Below are 21,658 nucleotides of genomic sequence, written 5' to 3'. Positions count from 1 at the left end.
AAAAAAACAAGTGATTAATCACTTGAATTAACACTCTTTCAGCAACCACACAACAGATCCACATTTTAACGTGTATGACGCGGAATATATTTTCTGCGTCATTTTATTTTGGAATTTAAAAAGTATGATATTTATAAATTCTTTAATTCGAATGTATTATTTTATAATACATTCATTTATTTCTATGTGAGGTGTTTATTTTGAGAAGTTTACGCTCTTTAGTTATATCAACAATATGTTCAGTAATTCTAATCATTTGGAATTCCCTTTCGTTTTATGATAAATATACAATGGGATACGCATACTATTGGGTTAGCGGCATAATTGATCTATTATTCCTACTCTTTTTCATTCGAGACATGCGTGATATTCTTAACAAAAACTATACAACATCCTAATAGCATTGAAAGCAACTACAAAAATAAATACTATACCGAAATTGGATAGCGCACCATAATCACCAAGATTAAGTAGATTTTTCATATAAAATACTTCCCTTCTCTAAATTTGTCAATCGTTTTAATTTTCATAAAAAAATGATAAAATGTAAACATGTGTTTTCAGAATAATTAAAAACGCAGAAAGAAAACACTGTTTTTAGGAGGGGTTTTGATGACTTACACGTTAGCAACTAGAATGAAAGCATTCCAATCTTCTATATTTAGTGAATTAGGGGCCTATAAAAAAGAGAAAATTGCAGCAGGTCATAAAATGATTGATTTAAGTATCGGGAATCCCGATATGCCTCCTGCTGATTTCGTAAGAGAAGCAATGGTACATACAGCAAGTGTAAAAGAAAGTTACGGATATACGTTATCTGGTATTCAAGAATTTCACGAAGCTGTAACTGAATATTACAACAACACTCATAATGTTATATTAAATGCTGAAAAAGAAGTTTTATTATTAATGGGTTCACAAGACGGGCTCGTTCATTTACCTATGGTTTTTGCAAATCCGGGAGATATAATACTAGTTCCTGATCCAGGATATACAGCTTATGAAACAGGAATTCAAATGGCCGGTGCAACATCTTACTACATGCCATTAAAGAAAGAAAATGATTTCTTACCTAACTTAGAAGTTATCCCTAAAGAAATTGCCGATAAAGCGAAGATGATGATTTTGAACTTCCCAGGGAATCCAGTTCCAGCAATGGCTCATGAAGATTTCTTTAAAAAGGTAATTGCATTCGCGAAAAAACATAATATTATCATTGTCCATGATTTTGCTTATGCTGAATTTTATTTTGATGGTCAAAAGCCAATTAGCTTCTTATCTGTACCTGGTGCAAAAGAAGTTGGCGTTGAAATTAATTCTTTATCTAAAAGTTATAGTTTAGCTGGTAGCCGTATTGGTTATATGATTGGTAATAAAGAAATTGTCGGCGCGCTTACGCAATTTAAGTCTAACACAGATTACGGTGTGTTTTTACCAATTCAAAAAGCTGCATCCGCTGCATTACGACACGGCGCTGCATTTTGCGAGAAAAACCGTGGAATTTACCAAGAACGTAGAGATACTTTAGTGGACGGATTCCGTAAATTCGGTTGGAATGTCGATAAACCAGCTGGAAGTATGTTCGTTTGGGCTGAAATTCCGAAAGGATGGACTTCTCTAGAGTTCGCTTATGCACTTATGGATCGTGCAAATGTCGTTGTCACACCAGGCCATGCATTTGGTCCTCACGGCGAAGGCTTTGTACGTATTGCACTTGTTCAAGATAAAGTAGTATTACAAGAAGCAGTTGAAAACATTAAAAATAGCGGTATTTTCTCTATTGAAAAAATAGAAGAATTAGTTAAAAATTAATAATAACTCCCCTGCTTAACTTTAGCAGGGGTATTATTATTCCTGGAGGTACGATGTGAATATTAAAGATACTCTTCCCCATCGCTATCCATTTTTAATGATCGATAAAATTACAAACGTTAAAGAATCTCAATCAGCTACAGGATACAAACTGATCACAAATAATGAGTGGTTTATTAATAACAATCAAAACTATATGCCTCATATGCTAATTGTAGAAGCACTCGCTCAACTTAGTGCTTTTGTAAGTACAGGTGAATCTGAAGGACTTGGTTTCCTCTCCTCTTTAGATGGGGTGGAATTTCATGAAAATGCGTATCCCGGTGATAAACTTGACTTACATTATGAATTAACACGTAACAGACGAGGTTTTATTCTTGGGAAAGGAATTGCCTCTGTAAACGGTCAATCAATCGTTACCATTGAAAAGCTATTAATATATCAAGCTGATTAAACAGATTACATAGTAAGGAGTAGAAAAATGCGGAATGTTGTTGGTATTGATGCTGGGGGAACATTAACAAAAATTGCTTACTTTAACGAAATGAACAAATTAGTTTTTGAAAAATTTTATTCATATGAACAAAAAAGAATTAAAGAATGGCTTCATAATAATAATTCAATTACACAATTATGCATTACAGGTGGTAAAGCTAAACAGTTAGAACAACTACTTTCAGGTTCATATAAAATAGTAGAATTAAACGAGTTTGAAGCTACTTTAGCAGGCGTACGCTACATACTAAAAGAAGAAAAACGTGCTATAAACAACTTTGTATTAACAAATATCGGTACAGGTACTTCCATTCACTATGTTCACGACAAGCAATACGTTCGCGCTGGGGGAACTGGCGTTGGCGGTGGTACTATTATGGGTCTTTCAAAACTATTAACAAATATAGATCATTTTGAAGATGTGATTCCGCTTACGAATATAGGCTCCAGAAAAAGTCTAGATATTACAGTTGGAGATATTTATGGTGGGATTCTCTCCCCTATTGATAATAACTTAACTGCTAGCAATTTCGGAAAAGCGACCATTACAGATTCAAATTATAGTAGTTCAGATATACTAGCTACCGTTCAAGGACTTGTCGGTGAAGTCGTCACAGCATTAAGCCTTCAATTCGCCGAAGCGAAAAATATTGACCATATCATTTACATCGGTTCTACTCTATGTAATAACGTACATCTTCAAAATATTATAAGTAGCTATACAGAATATCAAAATAAAATACCAGTCTTTTTACAAGACGGCGGTTATAGTGGTGCGATTGGTGCTTTACTTCATGGTACGAAATAAAAAAGCTGACTTTTGTCAGCTTTTTTGCAATGGTACTTCAAATTCAATAATTGACTCTCCATTCTCACCAATTCGTTCCACACTAATTCTATTAATTACACAGTCCAACTTCTCATGAAAACTAGGAATCCCCTTCGCTATTTCAGTTGCTAACTCCGCGCTACCTTTTCTCCCAACTGTTACATGTGGTATGTATGGAATATCCGTTCTCAAAAATTGTAGTAAAGGACCTGTATACAATCTATCGTGCAATTCTTCTATTTTTTCTTTCCCTCTTTCTACTTCCAAAAATAAATACTCTCCCTCGCTGCTTATCCGGCTAGCAAACTCAATTTCAATCGTATGAATCCCTTTGGACACATTCAAAATATGTAATTTCAGATCATCATTCGAAACGGAACTTTCAAACGGGAATACAATTGTTATATGAGGAGGAATTAATCCAAATAAAGGATCATACTTTTCTCTCATACTTTCTATTTCATCAATGGGCATGTTATGTAAAAATAGTAGAATTGTACGCACTTTTATATCCCCTACTTCCCCTCAATTTTTTTATATTTATCATATTGTATGGTAGCGTGAACTTCAATAAATTATTTTGCTTGCATATAAAAATAAAAAACTTCTCAAATGAGAAGTTTTCATATAGCATGGTTATTATTTTCTCGCAAAACTTTCCTGAATTTTATATAACAAGCAATTCTCCACGGAATAATATACGATACTGCAACTACGTAAAATAATAAACCTATCGTTTGTTGATCTAAATCAACAATATATTGTCTTGAACCATATCTTAAAACGACAAGTGCAATAAAAGTAATTAAAAAGGCTGCACTTTTTTTCGTATAAATATTCCCATCATCTCTTCGCTCATAATTTGTTAAAACTATAAGTGGTACGGCAAAAAGAATTCCAATAAATGCTGCTATAACTACTTGTAATAGTGCTGGATGTACGGGTCCAAAAAACCATATTATCCCCGGTGTTAAAAATATTAATGGCCACAAAATACGTTTTCCCGTACCCTTAATCGGCTTATACATAGATCGATAACGGCGCCAAAAAATTAGTAAGGCCACGCATAAAAAGACGGTTATTAATGAAGAGGTGTCTCCCATTTATTATTCCTTCTCTCCTTTAATATTAATCTAACAATCTTTTAAACTGTTTGTTCGAATGAAACTTTACGAATAAATATACTACTAGTTAGGATATAAAGAATAGTTAATCCAATTGAAATTACAGTAAAATAGGGAATATCTATTAAAGATATATCACTCGTAAATAATAAACCGTTTATCCCTACTTCTCCATAAAGCACACTGTTTGTTGATAAGAAAAGCGTTCCACCTATCATGAGACCAATCCACTGAAATCGTTGTTTAAAAACTACTGCTACTTGGAAGAAACATGCTGTCGTAACATAAAACAAAAATTGTATAATAAACTGTTGTGCTGATTGCTCCCAAAAGCTAACATTTACTATGTTATATTTCATATCGTGTAAAAACATTACTTGAAGAAATGAAAATAATGCGGATTGCAGTACAATATAACAAATCGCTCCGATGAAATATTGAATTCTCGTTACACCAAATGAAATAGCTAAACGAAATAAATCATCTTGTATATTGAAAGTACTCACTATTATAAACATCATAATTGCTATTGAAGGATTATTGATAATTTCGGGTAAATAACTAATTTTCAATCCATTTAAATGAGCAGCATTCAAAGCTCCTTTTATTAATAAAGCTAAAATCCAAAATATTAAAATTGCTTTATAATGAAAATTTATATGTAACTTTAACTGCTTCATTAACATCGTCATTTCAATTCACCACCTGTTATGTGAATAAATAATTTTTGTAATGTAATTCTATCAACTGCTATTCCTTCTTTTTCGAGAGAGTAATAATCGTCACTAGAAAGCTCTTCCCATATAACAGCTATACCTTTCTTTCCATAAACTTCTCGATTTATTACTTTTTTATTGATTGAAAACTCATCCACTTTGTCTTTTCGCCCTGAAATAATATGACCTTGTTGTAATAAATCTTCCACTGATGATTGAACGACTAATCTTCCTTCTTTTATGATGATTACATCTTCAATAACATGGATTACTTCTTCTACTAAATGTGTTGATAATATAATTGTTCGGGGATACTCACCGTAATCTTCTAATAGTAAACTATAAAATAACTCTCGATGTGCTGCGTCTAAACCGGTAGTTGGTTCATCAAAAATAGTAATCGGTGCCCTACTTGCTAGACCTTGAATAATTCCTACGACTGTTTGCATACCGTGTGATAATTTATGGTATTTCTCTTTCATATTAAGCTGAAATTTCCCTGCCAGTTCTTCAGCATATTTCTGATCCCAATTTTTATAAAACCTGTTACATAGCTCAAAAATCTCTTTAATTTTATTACTTAAATGCGTTTCTTCTTTCACTTTAACAAAGCAAATTTTTTGCATCGCTTTACTATTTTCAAAAACATTTTCACCAAATATAGATACACTTCCACTACTTGAAATAATTTGTCCAGCAAGTAAGTTTAATAAAGTCGTTTTCCCTGCTCCGTTTCTTCCAAGCAAACCATATATTTTATGATTTTCTACATTAATTGTTACTTCGTTTACAGCTAGTTTCTTTTTATATTTTTTCGTTAAATCTTTCGTTTCAAGTACAAACATTACTCTTTCCCCTCCTTCGTAATTTTTTGTATCATATCCATCAATTCGTCTTTTGATATTTCTAGTACTTTTGCTTCTTCCCACACTTTAGGTAAATACTCTGTCATAAAAGTATTTTGTCTTTTTTTTAGTACGACTTCTTTTGCTCCCTTTGCAACAAACATCCCAATCCCTCTCTTTTTATATAAAATCCCCTCATCCACTAATACATTTACCCCTTTAGCTGCAGTGGCTGGATTAATTTGTAACATCTTCGCAAATTGATTTGTCGACGGAACTTGTTCTTCTTCTAGTAATATGTCTTTTAAAATATCAGATTCAATGGTTTCTGCAATTTGTATGTATATTAACTTATTTTGCTCCAGAGTAGGTTTCACATTTTCACCACCTTAGGTTCATAGGTTCATTACTTATGTAATTAACCATAGCACATCGTTTTATTTTTTTCCATAATTTTCATCAAAAAAGAGTCATTCGATAATGAATGACCTCCTTTAAAAAATGTTCGTATTTTCAATCGTGAAATGACCCCATCTTCCTCCATATCACTTAGATTCCCGCACAGGATGTTCATCAAAAAATTGCTTTCGAAAATCTTTATTATTAACTAGCTTTTCTATTTTTTCTTGATTACCGTAAAAGAAGTTCATTACGATTCCCTTATTCCATATAAGATCATCCTTTGGCAAATCATTAAATTCTTTATAAAGTATGGGTAAAAGTTCTTCTCTTTTCAATGCAAAACTTTGATTTTTAACCTGAAACTCATACCCTTTCGCATTTGGTACTAAAATTGCAAGATAAATAGCATTAAAGAGAGAGTTCTTTTTCATCGTATCCCTTTCATCAAACCAATACGTCTCAATGATATCTTCTGTTAAATTACCACTCTTTTTCTCACCGTATTTCACCGCGATCTTCTCATTTTTCAAATTTATACTTTGAACTGTTTCACCACCAGGTAAGTTTTCAACAATCGCAAACACGTCGGAATTATTTCCAACGTATGTCCCCGTATATTTTTTAAAAGCCCCAGGTTCAATATGTGATATTTCTTTTATTTGTTCCCCATTAGAACAAGCAGTAACAAATAAAAAAATTGTTAGCATAACACCTGCTATGCTATTCATATACTTCATTAGACACCCCCAAGTTCTATTTATTATCCAATCTATACAATGTATCCCTTAAAAACCCTTTAAAATATACGCATTTTAATCAAAATTAAAAATTTTCAATTTTTATGTTTACAATTATCCATTAATTGTATATACTTACTAACGTAAGAAAAATATTCTAAAAGGAGGTCGAAGAAAATGATGAAATTACAATTACATGCTTTAACTTTAGCGTTAACTGCACCTGTGTTTTTCGGACAATTAAATATGAATTCGACCACCCTAATGGAGAATTAAAAATCGTACTTTATTTCTTTTAATTCATAAATTCGCCACAGGAGGTCGTATACTTTCCTGTGGCTTTTTCACGCCCAGCCGTAGGAGAACGATATCTTCCTGTGGCTTTTTTGTGCGATTTTTTAGTCTCTTACATTATTTTTTAAAGGAAGGAGCAACATTCGATGACTATTAGCGTATTGTTTTTAAGTATTACGATTCAAAGAAATACACTTTCCAAAGCTGAAATTCTTCATAATGAGCAAATTGCAAAAGCTATGAATGATGTTAAGGAGCGCCAAGTGCTTTATTGTGATCACCTGTAATTCCTTTTCGAAAGGAGGAATTCGTCTATGACTTTTCATATTTTCTTTTTTACGACAGCACTTCAGAAAAAAACGTTATCTGAAGCTGAAATATTTCGTAAACAACAATTAAAACAAACTATGGATAAAATAACGGACATTAAAAGTTCGTATTATACACAAATGTATTAAAAATATTTTTTAAAGGGGTAATAATCTAATGAAATTTAAAGCTTTCTTTTTAACGATTACCATTCAAAAACGCAAACTTTCAAAAGATGAAATTTCTCGCGAACAACAAATTGAAAATATTATGGACGGAGTAAAAGAGCGCCAGTCCTCTTATTACAATCGTCTTTACTAAATAAATTATAAAGGGGCACTATCCTAATGAAATTTAAAGCTTTCTTTTTAACCATTACGATTCAAAAACGTAAACTTTCAAGAGATGAAATTTCACGTGAACAACAAATTAAAAATATTATGGATGATGTGAAAGAGCGCCGGTCCTCTTATTACAATCGTCTTTACTAAATAAATTATAAAGGGGCAATATCCTAATGAAATTTAAGGCTTTCTTTTTAACGATTATCATTCAAAAACGTAAACTTTCAAGAGATGAAATTTCTCGCGAACAACAAATTAAAAATATTATGGATGATGTGAAAGAGCGCCAGTCCTCTTATTACAATCGTCTTTACTAAATAAATTATAAAGGGGTAAAAATCCAATGAAATTCAGAGTATTATTTTTAACTATTACCATTCAAAAAAATAAACTGTCTGAGTCTGATATGCTTCATGACCAACAAATTGAACATGCTATGGACAACGTAAAAGAACGACAAAGTCATTATTGTAGTCACCTGTAATTCCTATTCGAAAGGAGGAATTCACGTATGAAGTTTCACCTTTTCTTTTTAACCATTACGATTCAAAAAGAAACTATATCTGCAAATGAAGCAAAACAAGAGAGACAGTATAAAAAGATTATAGATGAAATTCGTGATCGTAGAAGCAAGTACTACACTCACCTATAATTGTTTGAACTTATATTAGAAATGAAAGGAGTCGATTATGATGTTAATGACGCGGTGTAAAGAAATGATTTGGATAGTTCAGAGGGATTCCACATAGTTTATAAAGTTTATTTAACAAAAAATTATCGCCTGATTTGACGTGTGAAAAATATATAATAATAAGTATTTCATACACTCTAAAAAAATAAAAGATACACCACTTTTTGCGGTGTATCTTTCTCAACATATTCTATTTCCGTTTACTTCGTTTCGTCTTAAACAATCTCACTAAGTTCGAAATAACTGTTTTCGTTACCGCATAAACAGGCACTGCTAAAATCATTCCGATAATTCCCGCGAAATTACCTACCCCTAAAATAAGGATGATAATTGTTAACGGATGGATGTTTAATTTCGAGCTCATAATACGCGGTGAAATGATGTTACTTTCAAACTGCTGTACAATTGTTACAATAATAATTACGTACAGAGCTTGCATCGGAGATACGAACAGCCCTACAATTACAGCTGGTGCTGCTCCGATAAATGGACCTAAGTTCGGAATTATATTTGTAAATGCTGCGATAATCCCTAAAACGAAAGCATACGGTAAACCGATAATTAAATAACCAGTAAATGTAAAGGCACCTATAAATAAACAAACGAGCGCTTGCCCTTGAATATATGCAGATAATGTTTCGTTCGTTTCCTTTATGATACGAAGTCCTTCTTCACGGTAAGACTCTGGTAATACACTAACAGCTTTTCCTGGAAATGCATGTCCATCTTTAAACATATAAAATAAAATGAACGGTACTGTAAAAATAACTAACGCCACGTTCGTGATAATACCAAATAAAGCCGTTGCACTCGACGTAATTGTGTTTGGTATTTCCTTTAAGTATTCAATCGCATTTTTCTCAATTGTTTCAATGGAAACGTAGTTTTGTGTAGATAACCATTCAAATAACCTATGATGGGATAGATCTTGTATGTATACTTTCCCCTCTTTTATATAAGTCGGCATGTTTTTCACTAGATCCATTAGCTGTTGTGAGATGGTTGGAACAACTACTCCAATAGCAACTCCAGTTAATGTGATGATAAAAAGATACAGTAGTAAAATCGCTAAACCTCTAGGTACTTTTTTATTCTCCAAAAAGACTAACAATGGGTTAAATATGAAGTATAAAAATAACGCGATTAAAATTGGGAAAAATAATGTTGATATGAAGATACCAATCGGTTGAAATAGAAACGATATTTTTGTGCAAATAAATATAATTCCTACAACCATCAGCACTTCTAATGTCCAAAAGTGCACTTTCGATTTCAAAAAAACGTCCTCCTTTAAACTAGCACTTCTCTTCATTGTACCAAATTAAACTTAGATTTCACATAATATTTTCCTTTACAATATTCCAAAATCCCATTAAATACACTACAATGAGATTACAGACAAATTTGCAGGTAAAGGTGATAAATATGACACAATGCATCATTTGCAGAAAAGATACGAAAGAACTTAGTGAACAATATGTCATTCCAGAGATATTATGTGGATATTATTTCACAAACTCAATTTGTGATTCCTGTCATGAACATATGACAACAAATATTGACCGCCCTTTAATTAGACATAAATTAAGTCAATATAAGATTGAGCAAATGAAAAAACAAATCGACTCCCCTCTCTATACGAATGAACATGGTGAGGAGCTAGCAGCCGCTGAGACAGATGTAGTCGAAGTAAGTGATGAGATACTTTATTCTAATGCATTAATTATGAAACTATGTAAAAAGCACGATATTTCATTACATAATGAAATTTGGAAAGAAGAGCGCGTAACAAAAGTAGCTAGTTCTATTCAACGTGAATTGCTTTTAGATAACCGTAAATATAAGATGAGTGTATTAAAAATGGCCTATACTTTTGCTGTACAAACAATTGATGGCTACTTTGACGATCCAGATGCGATTGATATTTCTACCATTCTATTAAATGCCGATTTCATGGAATTAAAGGAAAAGAGTATCGTTCGTGACTTAAGCAAAAGCTCTTTATGGAATACATTAAATACAACGAGCGAAAACCATTACTTTATTTTACTTAGTGATAAAGACGGTCTGTTCTGCTTCATTCGCCTATTTGATATTTTTGATGTTGTTGTTCATTTATCAGAAAAGAGATACAATCTTCCATCACCAATTGTCGGCGTAAATAATGTAGACAAAAAAGGATTTTTTGTGGAAAGTTTAAAACAGTATATGGATGGGCTATTTAAAGAAACTACACGTTCTATTTAATCCACATAAGAACATACGGTCTCCTTTCTTCATGAAAAGACACTGTGTTATAATGAGTGTGAAAAGAACAATACAATCACATAAAACAATTAAAAACTGTATATAAATAAAAAAGACTAGTGTGCGGCTACACACTAGTCCACGTAACTTAGCAGATTGGATTGTTCATTTATCCTATTTGTTTCGTACAAACACAACAACCCACATTCTATAGGCATAGGTGGGTTGTTATTTTTTGAGCTTGTCAATTAAGACGACAATAAACGTTAACAATGCAATGAGAAACAGTCCACCTTGCAGTAACAACGTAATTTCACTCACTTATTATCACCCCCCTCCTACTCGGAGAAGTGATAATTGAACAACCAACCGTACCATAAGTTACCTCTTAATTTTATCATATTTTTTAATTGTTTACGACGAAAACCCGCAAGCTATTAAGTTGCGAGTTTTTTTATTTTTCACTATTTTTACTCCTATTTCAACTTCTCCATAACCGCATCATAAAATTTCCGTTCATCGTCTACATTTAAGTGAACACGACTTACTGTTTTAGAAAATCCATATAACAACTGCGCTTTAATTGGCTCTTTTAACGTTATTTCAAAAGTTGCAGGTTCCTTTATAAATTCCATAACAGTTGCGTCAAGAACCTCTTTCTCTTCTTTTTTCGTTAAAGATTCGCCTTTATAAAATGCAATGTTATCAATTTGTGTAAATGGTATAACGATTTTCTTTCCTAATCCAATTTGAATGATCACTTTTTCTTCCGCAACGATAATTGGATTTTTACGCATCGCTTGTATTTCAGCTAAAAAATAAAATATCGCATATATGTTTAAGATGAGTAATATCCAAGCTATTACTGGATTCCATTGATGAAGTAAATAATGAAAACCGATACTTTCAATTAATGTTGCATGAATAATCATGATATAAACACCTATTGCACCGGTCTTCTTATGATATGAATATGTGAATTCATTTTCTAGTACTTTTTCACGCCACGATAAAAAAGCATAATAGAGTAATTTACACTCTGTTAGAATGATATTTACTGTCTTACTTCTCTTCATATTAGCATCAAATGCTGCATCAATCGCATAAGAAAATGAAGAATACTCACTTCTATATTCTTTATATCGTTTTATTATTTTAGGAAGTACTCTTATAATTTTATATATCAGAAACAGTTCAAAACATACGAACACAATTTCTCCAGCAACTATTACATACGAAACAAATGAAAAAGCTTGTAAATAATCACTAGGAATTATAAATCTTGCGAACACATATCCAGCTATAACTACAGGAAACATATACGTTAACGAATATCTTTTCCTTATAATAAAGAAATATGTGATGATTGGAATTACAAACATAAAATCTAATAACGAACCAAGCACTACTTCTTTCGGGGCAGCTGGCACTATTGGAAGGGCATACAATAAATAGTTTGATAACATAATTAAAGATATGAGCCCAATCCAAATGCCTTTTCGCCTTCGTGAAATTGATGGATTCATTCCTTCTCTCCTCTATTCAAAAACCTCATTTAAATGATCTTTATAAAATGAAATGGCACATTCAAATTCTTTTACTTCCTCTATTTTTACGACCATTTCAAGCAGTAATTTCATCGCGGATTCATGATCGTTCACGTTATATTTTGCTAATGATAAAAATACTTTCATCACGTCATTTTCCGGGAACTTCTTTATCCCTGCTTCTAATACAGTAATCGCTTTATCATATTCCCCTATACAACGATACGTACTGCCAAGACCGATATACGCACCGCGAAGTGATTCACCATCAAGTCCGTTCGCAATCGCCTGTTCATAATACGGAACCGCCTCCATTTCAAGACCCATGACATCATGTATCCAAGCGCATTGATATAGCACTTCTGCATCTCTCGTAAAATTTGTTAATCCTATAAGTATCTCTCTAGACTGCGCATATTTCTTTTCATTTCTAAGTTTAATAGCTTGCTTTAATAAATGTTCCATACAATCCACTCCTCACAAAATGTTCATTATGCATATATCATGTATTACACATTTACGAGCAGCTAATGGCCTATTCCATTGATTTGATTCAATTTAATACTTAGTGAGGGATACGTTCCCCCACTAAGTTAATATTAACTCCATTATATACTATGCGACTGCAGCTCTTTCTAAAAGCTTAAATTTACATCGCAGTAATACGATTGCATAAACGCTCTAACATATTGACAATTTCTTTTGCGGTTTCATCTTTCCCATTACATAACTTCACATTACCATCTTGTCCAATGACGTGATGCACGGCGCCGCGAGAATATAAAGAATGCGGTGAGTTCGCTACCATCACACTCGCTTTTGCACCTTCCATTCTTTTGCTTGCTCTTTCAATAAGTTCTGCTTCATTTACATCACTTTCCAGTTTAAAGCCTACGAGTATCGTTTCTGGATCCCAACTCTTTATTTGTTTTAATATTTTTGGCGCTTTTTGAAAATGAATAATTGGTGCGATATCACTTGAAATCTTTCCGTTCATATTAAGAACATTTCCATCTTGATCACAAATTTTTTCGACAACCCAATCTGAGCCAGCTGCAGCCATAATAACTGCATCTACTTTTTCATGTGTAATAATACTTTTCATCTTATCTTGTAAATCAATAATCCCCTCAAATGGGTGCAATTCTAATTGGTTATTTACATCCATTGGCTTCTCAGCAAAGTAGCCATGCAAATATATTACATTTGCTCCTTTTGTCATTAGCTCTTCTGCAATGATTCTTCCAATCGTACCTTTTGCTAAATTTGTATGTCCGCGTACTTGATCCCATTTTTCTAGGCAACCGCCGCTCGTAATTAATACTTTTTTCCCCTTCATAATAACCATCCCTTACTGATTTTTCGCACGAAACCACTCTGTTCCAAAGTCAACTGCATCACGTTGCCTCATAAAGCGGCACGTTGCATTCCCTATCTTCCCACGCGTAACTGTTCCTTTACGCTCATATTCAACTCCGATTTCTACAAATGTGTCAGAATCGTAATCCATTTCAACGAATTCTTTCCATACTCTTACCCCTTCTTCTATAATAGGCGCTCCTACCTTTATTAACTCACGTGCACCTGTACGTACCTCAGATAAATGTATGGACGTATTGGAGTCATAACCGACACCAAGTAATAATATGTATCCATCTAAAGCGTATATTTTTCGTAATGGCGATTCTTCACCAAAACTTATGGAAAGTGAATGATTCGCTGTAATTTCTTCTGCGTGTTTCCCCCATGCTGCAAAACTACTGAGCGGATGATTACTGCGCAATACATTCGGATATGTACGAAAACATTCAACTACTTCTCCCATTGCCCTTGTTGGTGTTATACGTGGGTCAAATGCTGGGACGTTATCCCGAATAATTTGCCACCAGTCTTCTGGTACAGGTGGTCTTGACCAATGTTTTGGATCGGATAAGTCTGAAGATTGGGTTGGCATAATGATTGTTCCCTCTTCCGTAATGACTTTCATTAACGCCTCTACTACTGCAACTGCTCCGCCAGATACCCAACCAATCGAACTTAATGATGAATGAACAATAACTGTCATTCCTTTTTCTATCCCTAATTCTTTTAAATCATTTGTAATTGTTTCGATTGTATTCGGAAGTTGTGTACTCGCCACTATTTCATTCATTTTCACGATTGTTCCCCCATTTTACTTTAAACTAATACATACATATATTATCATATTTTTCTTAATTTTTAACATAATCATTTTCAAACAAAGCATAAAAATAGCTGTTCCAATTCTTTCTCTGCCAACAGTTCCTTTTTCCTTGCAAACCTATTACCTATACCCTTCATTTTTAAATTTGTCTTAATGTTTAATCCTTTGTGAAATTTCATACGCCGTATGTGAATTTATTTATTTTTACATTCAAATTATATAAAAACAATGGTAAGATTACTTCGATTTATCTTACTACTTTAAGGAGGTATTTTTATGAAAAAAATTGTCGGGTTGTCTCTAGCTTTTGTTTCTGTCATATCTATTACCATTCCTTCTTCGACATTTGCAGCAAATCATTATGACACATTCGGAGGGAAGTTAACGGGTGGTGTAGGAAATTGGGGGAAGTCCACACAATATTATTGGATTGATAGTTCAGCTTCTGGAGAATCCTCTAGAATTAATAGTTCTATGAGCGCTTGGGTTCATACAGGTAAAATTGTATCGACGCCTATTTCTTTTAGAAATACTTCAAACAAGCCTTCTAGTGTAATAGATATTTACAAAGGCAATTATTATCCACGTTCAAGTGGTATTCTTGGTGAAACAAAATTTTATAGAAGCGGTAGTCAAATTGATCCGTCTTCTAACTATTCTTGGGCAAAAATTCAACTCAATTCATCGTCATTCGATTCTCTAAATACTTATCATAAGTCAGGAACCATTGCTCATGAAATGGGACATGCATTTGGCCTTGCTCATAACAATTATGAAGGTGACTCTATTATGTGTCAGTTTGGCTCAGGTAGAACTGTAAATACACCAGATTCAGGTTCACTTTACGGAATTAACTCATTGTATTAATTAGTATTCTATATTAGGAATGGAGTGAATTATATGAAAAAGAAATTTATTGCGAGTGGACTTATATGTATCATATTAACTTCAAGTGTTGCATTTTATATTTATAGTGATTCACAAGAAGTAGAAATGAAGCAAAGCTCTCCCGTATCTTTGCTAAAAGTATCATCAAAAAAATCTGTTTTCAAAACAAACGATATTACACAAGTAATTCATAAGGCCGACTTTGAAAAAACATATAATGATGTAAAAGAATTAGCTTTAAATGCTGATATTATAGTAGAGGGGACAATTATTGAATCTCAGTATTTTGATTTTAATACAAATACATTTACGCGTTCAAAAATTCAAGTTTCAAAAAGCTTTAACAATGCAGTGAACCCCGGTGATATAATTCAATTTATTGAAATTGGTGGTGTCACAACAAAAGGTAAATTACAAGAGTATGATCCAGAAAAAATTAAAATACAAAAAAATGAATTAAACGAACCGATTGAAGTTTTACTAGATGGTGCTCCAACTTCTAAAAAGAATGAAAATGTTCTTCTATTTGCCAAAGAAGATATGGAGGATTTTTTCAAACTTAAAGAAAAAGTGTTCATTTCTTTAAATTCTTATCAAGGTAAATTTACAATTGATGAGAATAACAAAGTAAAACGGTATACTGAAAAGTATGATCACAAACTAAACAAACCGGCTTCTCATTCTACTAATAAATATAATTCAGGCGAAGCAAATTTATTAAATGATACTTCCTTAGAAACTACATTACCTGATATGGAAAATCAAATTACTAGTAGTTTGAAAAATAATTAAGAGAATAATAGTGTTTTCATGAGATATGTAAAAGTAAAAAAGAAGCCGTCCAAAAAGTATTCTGGGACGGCTTTCTTTTAGTAATAGGTTTTGTCATATTTTGTCGTTAAGTCGATATAATGTGAATTGTGTTCGATATAATTTCATTTACTATCGTTATCTTAACAAAAAGATTAAACTTTTGGGACAGCCCCTTTTTACGCTACGCTGTTATTTTTTCTTCTTTTTTCACAACTACAGCTACATAACTATGCAATATCATTCCGACAATAACGAGGCTCATTCCAATCCACGATAAAGAAGACGGGATTGGAGCAGATAGCCAGATGAGCTCTCCTACTAGCGCGAATAAAACTTCGCCGGACTGTGTCGCTTCGACTGTTGCTAATTTTTGCGGATCATCTTTTACAAGATCTGTCGCATAGAAGAATAATACTGTCGCAATTAAACCTGAACTAATCGCAACGATAAAACATTGAAAAACTTGACTACTTGACGGTAAACCGCTTGTAGATACTTCGTAACCAGAAAGTAAAAACCAAAATGGTAAACTTGCTAATGTCATACCGAGAACCCGCTGGAAGACATCTAATTCGCCCTTACATACTTGCATCATTTTTCTATTTCCAAGTGGATACGCAAACGCTGCAATGAGTACAGGAACTACACATAAAACAGTTTCACGAATCCCTAAAGAAGAAGCGTGTTCTACTTGCATGAGAACAACACCGAATAAAATAATACCTGACATTACTAATTCCTTCATCGGAAGTTTTTTATGTAATGGGTCTACCGCGAAAAATGGTGTTAATAAAATCCCTGCGACTATCGTAATTTGCCAAGTTGAAGCAACGAGCCACCCCGGTCCAAACGCACCCGCGAAACTAAGCGGTGCATAAAAGAGACCAAATCCAACAATACTCCATAACAACCATTCTTTCGGATTGTTTTTCATATATTGAAAGAGTTGTTTTAAGTTCCCTCTATACATGACAATAAGTAGTAGCATTGGAACCATAAAGTAATACCGTAGTGATGCACTCCAAATCCAACTTCCACCTTCTAAGTCCATCGATCGGTTTAACACAAAGGTAAAGGCAAAGAAAAACGATGCCAATATCCCAATTGCAATAGCTTTCATCTTAAAACCCCTTATATAGTTTCTCCTTTTACTATATAACAAAATGAATATAATTAATATTCAAAAATCTCATTATAGATGTAGTCTTTAAAGAAACAACACCATATTTTCATCATCACTATACACACCATTCATCTTTATAGCTCTTTTTTCAATTGCATACGTTTTAAAGCCCATTGATCCATATAACTTTTTTGCTGGTTCGTTTGTGGATACAACACCTAAGTTCAATTGCTCTAGTTCTATTTCTCTCGCTCTTTGAATTGCATTTGCAATTAACTCACGTGCCAAACCGTTCCGTCTATTTTGTGCATCTACATACATCGCAACGATATGACCTTTATGCTTATACGCCTCTTTCTCTTCTGTTAGTAAAGTGACAACTCCAGTTAATTGATTTTCTTCATTAAAAGCACCGAATGTACAGCTAGTATTAGATGTTAAATTATTTGCAACTCGCTCAAGAGGATTTTCTTGCCGTACCGCTTCTTCATAAGTTGTTACAAATGCCTCTGGATTTACTTGTAAGGCTTGTAAACGTAAGTCCCAATATTGCTCCGCATCTTCTTTAGTAAGTAATCGAATCATTTTCCCCATCCCCTTTAAGTTTACATAATATTTTTATAGACTATTGAATAAAGATTGATATTCTTCTTTTAACATACTATAACGATAGCGATGAATGAACTTACCTTGACGTAATCGATCATTTCTCATTATTCCTTCACAAACAAATCCAGCTTTTTCATAACTCTTTCTAGCTTTTAAATTATCTTCGTCTACTCGTAGCCAAACTTTTTCTAATTGGAATTCAGAAAAGCCGATTTGTAACATACTGTATAGAGCTGCCATTCCATATCCTTTACCCCAATATTCTTTATTTCCAATTGCAATCCCTAGTTCGGCATTTTTATTTGTATTATCAAAGTTTTTTAGGTCTACCCATCCAATGTGTATACCTTCCTTTGTAACGATAGCTCGTTGTTCATAACCATTCTTTCGACTTATGCATGCTTCAATCCACCTTCTCGTATCTTCACGAGTGAACGGTGGATATTGATTTGGTACAACTAAATGCTTTGTTACTTCTGTATCTAATGACCATTGATATCGATCTTCTACATTGTCTAGTGTCAATTCTCTTAATTGAACGAATGGTATATTCACTTTGCTATCCCCTTCTCATTTCCCTATAGAAAAGCCTTCGAACATTCTTCCTCCGTATTGATCTAGCGTGCTTTCTACAAAAGTAATTAATTCATTTTTCTCCTCTGTTTTATAAAAATGATCAAAAGCCGCTACAAAATGTTCTGCATATTGCTCGTCATACCTTCTTAACACTCTAATAAACCATTTTGAATTTCCAAGCCATTGACCATTTACCCTTAAAACATATTCATGTACTAAATCAGCTAATAAATTTGCGATGAACAATTCTTCTTCTCTCTTTGTTGCACCAATGAAGTCATCCAAAGTATCCGTAATAAAATAGCGTTTCTGCTTCATCGTTTCTTCTGTCCATTTTTCTGGTCCTTTATTTAATAAATCATTCGCTTCTCTTTTGAGTATCTTTACAATTTCATCTTTTCCTTTTAACACAATACCTTCTGAAACTAATTGAGGTAATGAAGGTCGTCCGCGCTCACAATCACTTTTGAAAAAGGTTTTATACGTTTCAAAATTATGTACGAATACTTCAACAGGCCAACCATTACTATAGAAAGATTCTCTATAACAAGATGACAAATTATGGTCGAATATTACAATATCAAGGTCAGATGTTTTCGTAGCCTCTCCTCTAGCAACACTTCCCCCTAGTAAAGCAACATCACAATTCGGAAATTGTGATGTAATAATACTTCGTGCCGCTTCAATTGGTTTCATAGCCTTTCTCCTTCTCTTATTTTACTTTCTTCTTTTCAGCTCTTTCTCGTGTCTTTTTAATATAGGATTCTGCATCTGGTGTTTTGCATGACGTTTCACCGTGATCAACTTCTACTTTTCCAACTTCACGTGAGATTTCAATTGCTTGTTGCTCTAAAGCTTCATTTCGAACCCCTACCGCAATTAAAGCTCTATTCATTGCTTCTTTTTTTCTATTTTTTTCATTATGTATATGAACTTTAATCTCTTCTAAATACGGTAAGAAGAAGTCATCGTCTAACGTTTTATTTTTTATTGCGATATTCGCTAATAATGACCAACCAGCTCTTCCAATCCATTCTTCATCAGACTTCGTCCATTCTTCCATTCTTTCTATCGCGATTGGCGACGTACATATAGCCGTCATAAGAACGTCCATTAAACAATAATAATCAACATCCTGAACCCATCTATTTAGTTGTTCTGACGTTAGTTTCTTCGGATCTAAAATCATCGTTGCTAAAGTCATTGCGTCCATATTTTTTGTTTCCCATAATGAGATTGCTAAATCATGATCTTTTTTTATCTTCTTTTTCAACAATTTTAAATTTGCAAAACTAACTCCAAATAACGGCTCTTTCGCCCCATGGTTTTTATACGTCTTACGAGTTTGTTCTGTCCCATATTCTTCTAGTTGCTGCATTACTTCTTCAAGTAACATAGGTCCACCTCTTTTATATATTTTGTTGACTTCACATATGTATGTACGATATATTCTACATTACTTTTTGGTTTTCCTATATTTATTTTTAAAATACGGTATGTGAAATTTTATTGATGTTCTTTAAAATAAAAAACATCCTCTTCCTTATTTTTCACACGGTTGTTCATTCACACTCTGTATACAATACTCCACAAGCGCATTCAACGGATTTATTATGTTCCTTCCTATTATATTTTCTACCGATACGATAAACTTAACTAAATCTATACAATTCAATCAAATTTACACAAGTTAGTGCTTCAAAGTGTTCTCGCAACCCCGAAGGGACGAGGGGTATAACACTCCACACGAGGCAGTATCGTTACCTCATATTATCAAGCAATTATTTTACCCATCTTGATAAATTTATCGAAGCATTCAAATCTCTATCGTGATGGCTATTGCATTGAACACAGTTCCATTCACGAACCTTTAAACTCCACTGTCCTTCTGGTTGAACTGAATGGTCGTATTTAACTCCACAACTTGAGCAAATCTTGCTTGAAGCGAACCATTTATCAGCTTTTACATATTCAATGCCGTACTTCTCACACTTGTATGATAAACATTGAAAGAAGAAGTTTAATTTTTGAAATGAAAATGCTTTCGATAGTTTTTTGTTTTTTAACAGGTTTGAGATATTTAAGTCTTCCACAACAATCCTCATTGGTTTGGTTTTCACCAATTTAGCTGTTGATTGATGGATATGGTTATTTCGGATATTCGTAATTTTCCTAGATAACCGAAGGTGTTCAGTTTTAGCTTTTTCATATCCGGCAGATTGAAATTTCACACCTTTTTTAAATCTCCTAGACATATCTCTTTGCGCTGATTTTTTCCTTTTCAAAAGTTTTTTAACCTTAGCATCTTTGTTTATATTTCGTTCTTTAGTACCATTAGAAGCTACAAACAACTCTTTTAAACCAACGTCCACACCAATCGACTCATTGGTTAGTTCTTGTGGTTCGAATTCTTCTTTGAACCCTACACTAATCCACCAGTGACGACCATCAAATGTAACTCTTGGATTTGATGGTTTTTTGTTTCTTGGTAGTTGTTGGCTTGTTTTCACTTCTCCAATAGACTGAATATCAACTACTTTCTTTCCTATAATCAGTCTTTCATAATTGGCATAAAATCCTTGGATTAAATCTTTTTTGGTTTTATAAGAAGTGTGATAGCCATTTTTGTACTTTTTGAACGAATTTTTTCGCGCCTTGTCAAAATCTTTTGAAGCCTGTTTTGGAACTTGTGCGTTGATGTCATTTAACCACTCATATCGCTTTTGCTTCTTGATCTTTGTAAATCGTTTCTGTAAATCTAACTGTGAAACAGATTTTCCGAATAGCTTATAGTATCTATCACTCATTCTTTTACAATAGTTATAAGCAAATCTTGAAGCTCCAGCATGATTTCTAAGCACTTTTTCTTGTTCAGGCGTTGGAATCAGTCTGACTTTCTTCGCCAATATCATCAGAAGTCAACTCCTTAATTATCTGTTTGATCTTTTTAGAGCGCTTGCCTTGAAGTTTACAACTAAATACTGTAATGATCTGAACAAGGTCTTCTACGACCTTGCATAATTAACTCAAATAGAGCTACCGCCGAGATATACACGTTATCTTAATCAAGAA

At 33.2% G+C, this 21,658-nt stretch carries 32 protein-coding genes and 1 pseudogene; 14 read left to right on the top strand and 19 right to left on the bottom strand.

Translation table 11 applies throughout. The features are described from left to right. The first annotated feature begins 200 nt into the window (after positions 1–200). The 4 genes from JTF23_RS28055 to coaW all read left to right on the top strand — a co-directional run bounded on the left by JTF23_RS28055 (position 201) and on the right by coaW (position 3,115). Complete coding sequence (locus JTF23_RS28055) at positions 201–398, top strand: hypothetical protein (RefSeq protein WP_252188054.1); 198 nt, start codon at positions 201–203, stop codon at positions 396–398. A 214-nt stretch (positions 399–612) separates the two neighbouring features. Then, positions 613–1,812: an LL-diaminopimelate aminotransferase gene (locus JTF23_RS26635; protein ID WP_204210208.1), complete on the top strand. Its 1,200-nt coding sequence runs from the start codon at positions 613–615 to the stop codon at positions 1,810–1,812. Positions 1,813–1,867: 55 nt separating this feature from the next. After that, the gene (locus tag JTF23_RS26630; RefSeq protein ID WP_016105142.1) at positions 1,868–2,266 is read left to right on the top strand and encodes a 3-hydroxyacyl-ACP dehydratase FabZ family protein; all 399 of its coding nucleotides are present in this window, start codon (positions 1,868–1,870) and stop codon (positions 2,264–2,266) included. Between the two features lie 27 nt (positions 2,267–2,293). After that, positions 2,294–3,115 (top strand): type II pantothenate kinase, encoded by an 822-nt coding sequence (gene coaW, locus JTF23_RS26625; RefSeq protein WP_016105143.1) that lies wholly within the window; start codon positions 2,294–2,296, stop codon positions 3,113–3,115. A 15-nt stretch (positions 3,116–3,130) separates the two neighbouring features. On the opposite strand, the gene JTF23_RS26620 is transcribed toward coaW, so the two are convergent. From JTF23_RS26620 to JTF23_RS26595, 6 genes are all read right to left on the bottom strand, one after another. Continuing rightward, on the bottom strand, positions 3,131–3,640 hold the full coding sequence (locus JTF23_RS26620) for a 2'-5' RNA ligase family protein (protein WP_204210207.1): 510 nt from the start codon (positions 3,638–3,640) through the stop codon (positions 3,131–3,133). Between the two features lie 119 nt (positions 3,641–3,759). Continuing rightward, a complete protein-coding gene (locus JTF23_RS26615) occupies positions 3,760–4,239 on the bottom strand; it encodes a CcdC family protein (RefSeq protein WP_204210205.1) in 480 nt (159 codons plus the stop codon). 41 nt (positions 4,240–4,280) lie between these two features. Continuing rightward, complete coding sequence (locus JTF23_RS26610; RefSeq protein ID WP_002200168.1) at positions 4,281–4,952, bottom strand: DUF4052 family protein; 672 nt, start codon at positions 4,950–4,952, stop codon at positions 4,281–4,283. Next, positions 4,949–5,821 (bottom strand): ATP-binding cassette domain-containing protein, encoded by an 873-nt coding sequence (locus JTF23_RS26605; protein WP_204210203.1) that lies wholly within the window; start codon positions 5,819–5,821, stop codon positions 4,949–4,951. The genes JTF23_RS26610 and JTF23_RS26605 overlap by 4 nt, the downstream gene beginning before the upstream one ends. After that, a complete protein-coding gene (locus JTF23_RS26600) occupies positions 5,821–6,198 on the bottom strand; it encodes a GntR family transcriptional regulator (protein WP_002165589.1) in 378 nt (125 codons plus the stop codon). The genes JTF23_RS26605 and JTF23_RS26600 overlap by 1 nt, the downstream gene beginning before the upstream one ends. A 168-nt stretch (positions 6,199–6,366) precedes the next feature. Beyond that, the gene (locus tag JTF23_RS26595; RefSeq protein WP_204210201.1) at positions 6,367–6,960 is read right to left on the bottom strand and encodes a DUF4825 domain-containing protein; all 594 of its coding nucleotides are present in this window, start codon (positions 6,958–6,960) and stop codon (positions 6,367–6,369) included. Positions 6,961–7,400: 440 nt separating this feature from the next. Here JTF23_RS26595 and JTF23_RS26590 point away from each other — a divergent pair, with 440 nt between their 5' ends. Genes JTF23_RS26590 through JTF23_RS26560 form a run of 7 tightly spaced genes read left to right on the top strand, consistent with a single transcriptional unit; the run spans position 7,401 to position 8,559 of the window. Continuing rightward, a complete protein-coding gene (locus JTF23_RS26590; RefSeq protein WP_002110421.1) occupies positions 7,401–7,541 on the top strand; it encodes a YrzI family small protein in 141 nt (46 codons plus the stop codon). A 27-nt stretch (positions 7,542–7,568) separates the two neighbouring features. Further along, the gene (locus tag JTF23_RS26585) at positions 7,569–7,712 is read left to right on the top strand and encodes a YrzI family small protein (protein ID WP_000142704.1); all 144 of its coding nucleotides are present in this window, start codon (positions 7,569–7,571) and stop codon (positions 7,710–7,712) included. Between the two features lie 28 nt (positions 7,713–7,740). After that, entirely contained in the window at positions 7,741–7,884 is a 144-nt protein-coding gene (locus JTF23_RS26580) for a YrzI family small protein (protein ID WP_016105149.1), read from the top strand. Between the two features lie 26 nt (positions 7,885–7,910). Next, the gene (locus JTF23_RS26575) at positions 7,911–8,054 is read left to right on the top strand and encodes a YrzI family small protein (RefSeq protein ID WP_016105150.1); all 144 of its coding nucleotides are present in this window, start codon (positions 7,911–7,913) and stop codon (positions 8,052–8,054) included. Between the two features lie 26 nt (positions 8,055–8,080). After that, on the top strand, positions 8,081–8,224 hold the full coding sequence (locus JTF23_RS26570; protein ID WP_002161433.1) for a YrzI family small protein: 144 nt from the start codon (positions 8,081–8,083) through the stop codon (positions 8,222–8,224). A gap of 26 nt (positions 8,225–8,250) precedes the next feature. Beyond that, positions 8,251–8,391, top strand: a complete 141-nt coding sequence (locus JTF23_RS26565) for a YrzI family small protein (protein WP_002161432.1) — start codon at positions 8,251–8,253, stop codon at positions 8,389–8,391. 27 nt (positions 8,392–8,418) lie between these two features. Then, positions 8,419–8,559, top strand: coding sequence for a YrzI family small protein (locus JTF23_RS26560; RefSeq protein WP_002200161.1), 141 nt, complete (start codon positions 8,419–8,421; stop codon positions 8,557–8,559). A gap of 229 nt (positions 8,560–8,788) precedes the next feature. On the opposite strand, the gene JTF23_RS26555 is transcribed toward JTF23_RS26560, so the two are convergent. Then, positions 8,789–9,874 (bottom strand): AI-2E family transporter, encoded by a 1,086-nt coding sequence (locus JTF23_RS26555; RefSeq protein WP_002161430.1) that lies wholly within the window; start codon positions 9,872–9,874, stop codon positions 8,789–8,791. A gap of 149 nt (positions 9,875–10,023) precedes the next feature. On the opposite strand from JTF23_RS26555, the gene JTF23_RS26550 reads away from it, so the two are divergent. Next, positions 10,024–10,845: an HNH endonuclease gene (locus JTF23_RS26550; protein WP_002110427.1), complete on the top strand. Its 822-nt coding sequence runs from the start codon at positions 10,024–10,026 to the stop codon at positions 10,843–10,845. 228 nt (positions 10,846–11,073) lie between these two features. Here JTF23_RS26550 and JTF23_RS28050 read toward each other — a convergent pair whose 3' ends face one another. The 5 genes from JTF23_RS28050 to JTF23_RS26530 form a co-directional block, all read right to left on the bottom strand. Further along, entirely contained in the window at positions 11,074–11,166 is a 93-nt protein-coding gene (locus tag JTF23_RS28050; protein ID WP_087945754.1) for a putative holin-like toxin, read from the bottom strand. A gap of 155 nt (positions 11,167–11,321) precedes the next feature. Then, a complete protein-coding gene (locus JTF23_RS26545; RefSeq protein ID WP_204210199.1) occupies positions 11,322–12,371 on the bottom strand; it encodes a hypothetical protein in 1,050 nt (349 codons plus the stop codon). A gap of 12 nt (positions 12,372–12,383) precedes the next feature. Further along, positions 12,384–12,857 carry a tetratricopeptide repeat protein gene (locus tag JTF23_RS26540; RefSeq protein WP_204210197.1) on the bottom strand — a complete coding sequence of 158 codons (474 nt, stop codon included), beginning with the start codon at positions 12,855–12,857 and terminating at the stop codon, positions 12,384–12,386. 184 nt (positions 12,858–13,041) lie between these two features. Beyond that, positions 13,042–13,731 carry a phosphopantothenoylcysteine decarboxylase domain-containing protein gene (locus JTF23_RS26535; RefSeq protein WP_204210196.1) on the bottom strand — a complete coding sequence of 230 codons (690 nt, stop codon included), beginning with the start codon at positions 13,729–13,731 and terminating at the stop codon, positions 13,042–13,044. A 12-nt stretch (positions 13,732–13,743) separates the two neighbouring features. Next, the gene (locus tag JTF23_RS26530) at positions 13,744–14,544 is read right to left on the bottom strand and encodes an AAC(3) family N-acetyltransferase (protein ID WP_204210210.1); all 801 of its coding nucleotides are present in this window, start codon (positions 14,542–14,544) and stop codon (positions 13,744–13,746) included. 309 nt (positions 14,545–14,853) lie between these two features. Here JTF23_RS26530 and JTF23_RS26525 point away from each other — a divergent pair, with 309 nt between their 5' ends. Together JTF23_RS26525 and JTF23_RS26520 are read left to right on the top strand one after the other, a co-directional pair. After that, positions 14,854–15,444: a zinc metalloprotease gene (locus tag JTF23_RS26525; protein ID WP_002161425.1), complete on the top strand. Its 591-nt coding sequence runs from the start codon at positions 14,854–14,856 to the stop codon at positions 15,442–15,444. A 33-nt stretch (positions 15,445–15,477) separates the two neighbouring features. Beyond that, positions 15,478–16,257, top strand: a complete 780-nt coding sequence (locus tag JTF23_RS26520; protein ID WP_016105155.1) for a hypothetical protein — start codon at positions 15,478–15,480, stop codon at positions 16,255–16,257. A 202-nt stretch (positions 16,258–16,459) separates the two neighbouring features. On the opposite strand, the gene JTF23_RS26515 is transcribed toward JTF23_RS26520, so the two are convergent. The 7 genes and pseudogenes from JTF23_RS26515 to JTF23_RS28045 form a co-directional block, all read right to left on the bottom strand. After that, entirely contained in the window at positions 16,460–17,398 is a 939-nt protein-coding gene (locus tag JTF23_RS26515) for a DMT family transporter (protein WP_002161423.1), read from the bottom strand. An 87-nt stretch (positions 17,399–17,485) separates the two neighbouring features. Next, positions 17,486–17,986, bottom strand: a complete 501-nt coding sequence (locus tag JTF23_RS26510) for a GNAT family N-acetyltransferase (protein WP_016105156.1) — start codon at positions 17,984–17,986, stop codon at positions 17,486–17,488. Between the two features lie 33 nt (positions 17,987–18,019). After that, positions 18,020–18,565 (bottom strand): GNAT family N-acetyltransferase, encoded by a 546-nt coding sequence (locus JTF23_RS26505; protein WP_002110439.1) that lies wholly within the window; start codon positions 18,563–18,565, stop codon positions 18,020–18,022. Between the two features lie 15 nt (positions 18,566–18,580). Continuing rightward, positions 18,581–19,282, bottom strand: a complete 702-nt coding sequence (locus JTF23_RS26500; RefSeq protein ID WP_204210194.1) for a nucleotidyltransferase domain-containing protein — start codon at positions 19,280–19,282, stop codon at positions 18,581–18,583. Positions 19,283–19,298: 16 nt separating this feature from the next. Then, positions 19,299–19,982, bottom strand: a complete 684-nt coding sequence (locus JTF23_RS26495; protein WP_204210192.1) for a DNA alkylation repair protein — start codon at positions 19,980–19,982, stop codon at positions 19,299–19,301. Between the two features lie 385 nt (positions 19,983–20,367). Next, positions 20,368–21,498, bottom strand: coding sequence for an RNA-guided endonuclease InsQ/TnpB family protein (locus JTF23_RS26490; protein ID WP_204210190.1), 1,131 nt, complete (start codon positions 21,496–21,498; stop codon positions 20,368–20,370). Further along, positions 21,458–21,601: pseudogene (locus JTF23_RS28045) on the bottom strand (IS607 family transposase); the annotation flags it as partial. The pseudogene JTF23_RS28045 and the gene JTF23_RS26490, both read right to left, overlap by 41 nt. Between the last annotated feature and the right edge of the window lie 57 nt (positions 21,602–21,658).

The organism is Bacillus sp. RIT 809 (assembly GCF_016892495.1).
GTDB lineage: Bacteria > Bacillota > Bacilli > Bacillales > Bacillaceae_G > Bacillus_A > Bacillus_A cereus_U.
The sequence above is the reverse complement of the archived record's forward strand: the minus strand, read 5'-3'. Positions and strand labels throughout refer to the sequence as shown.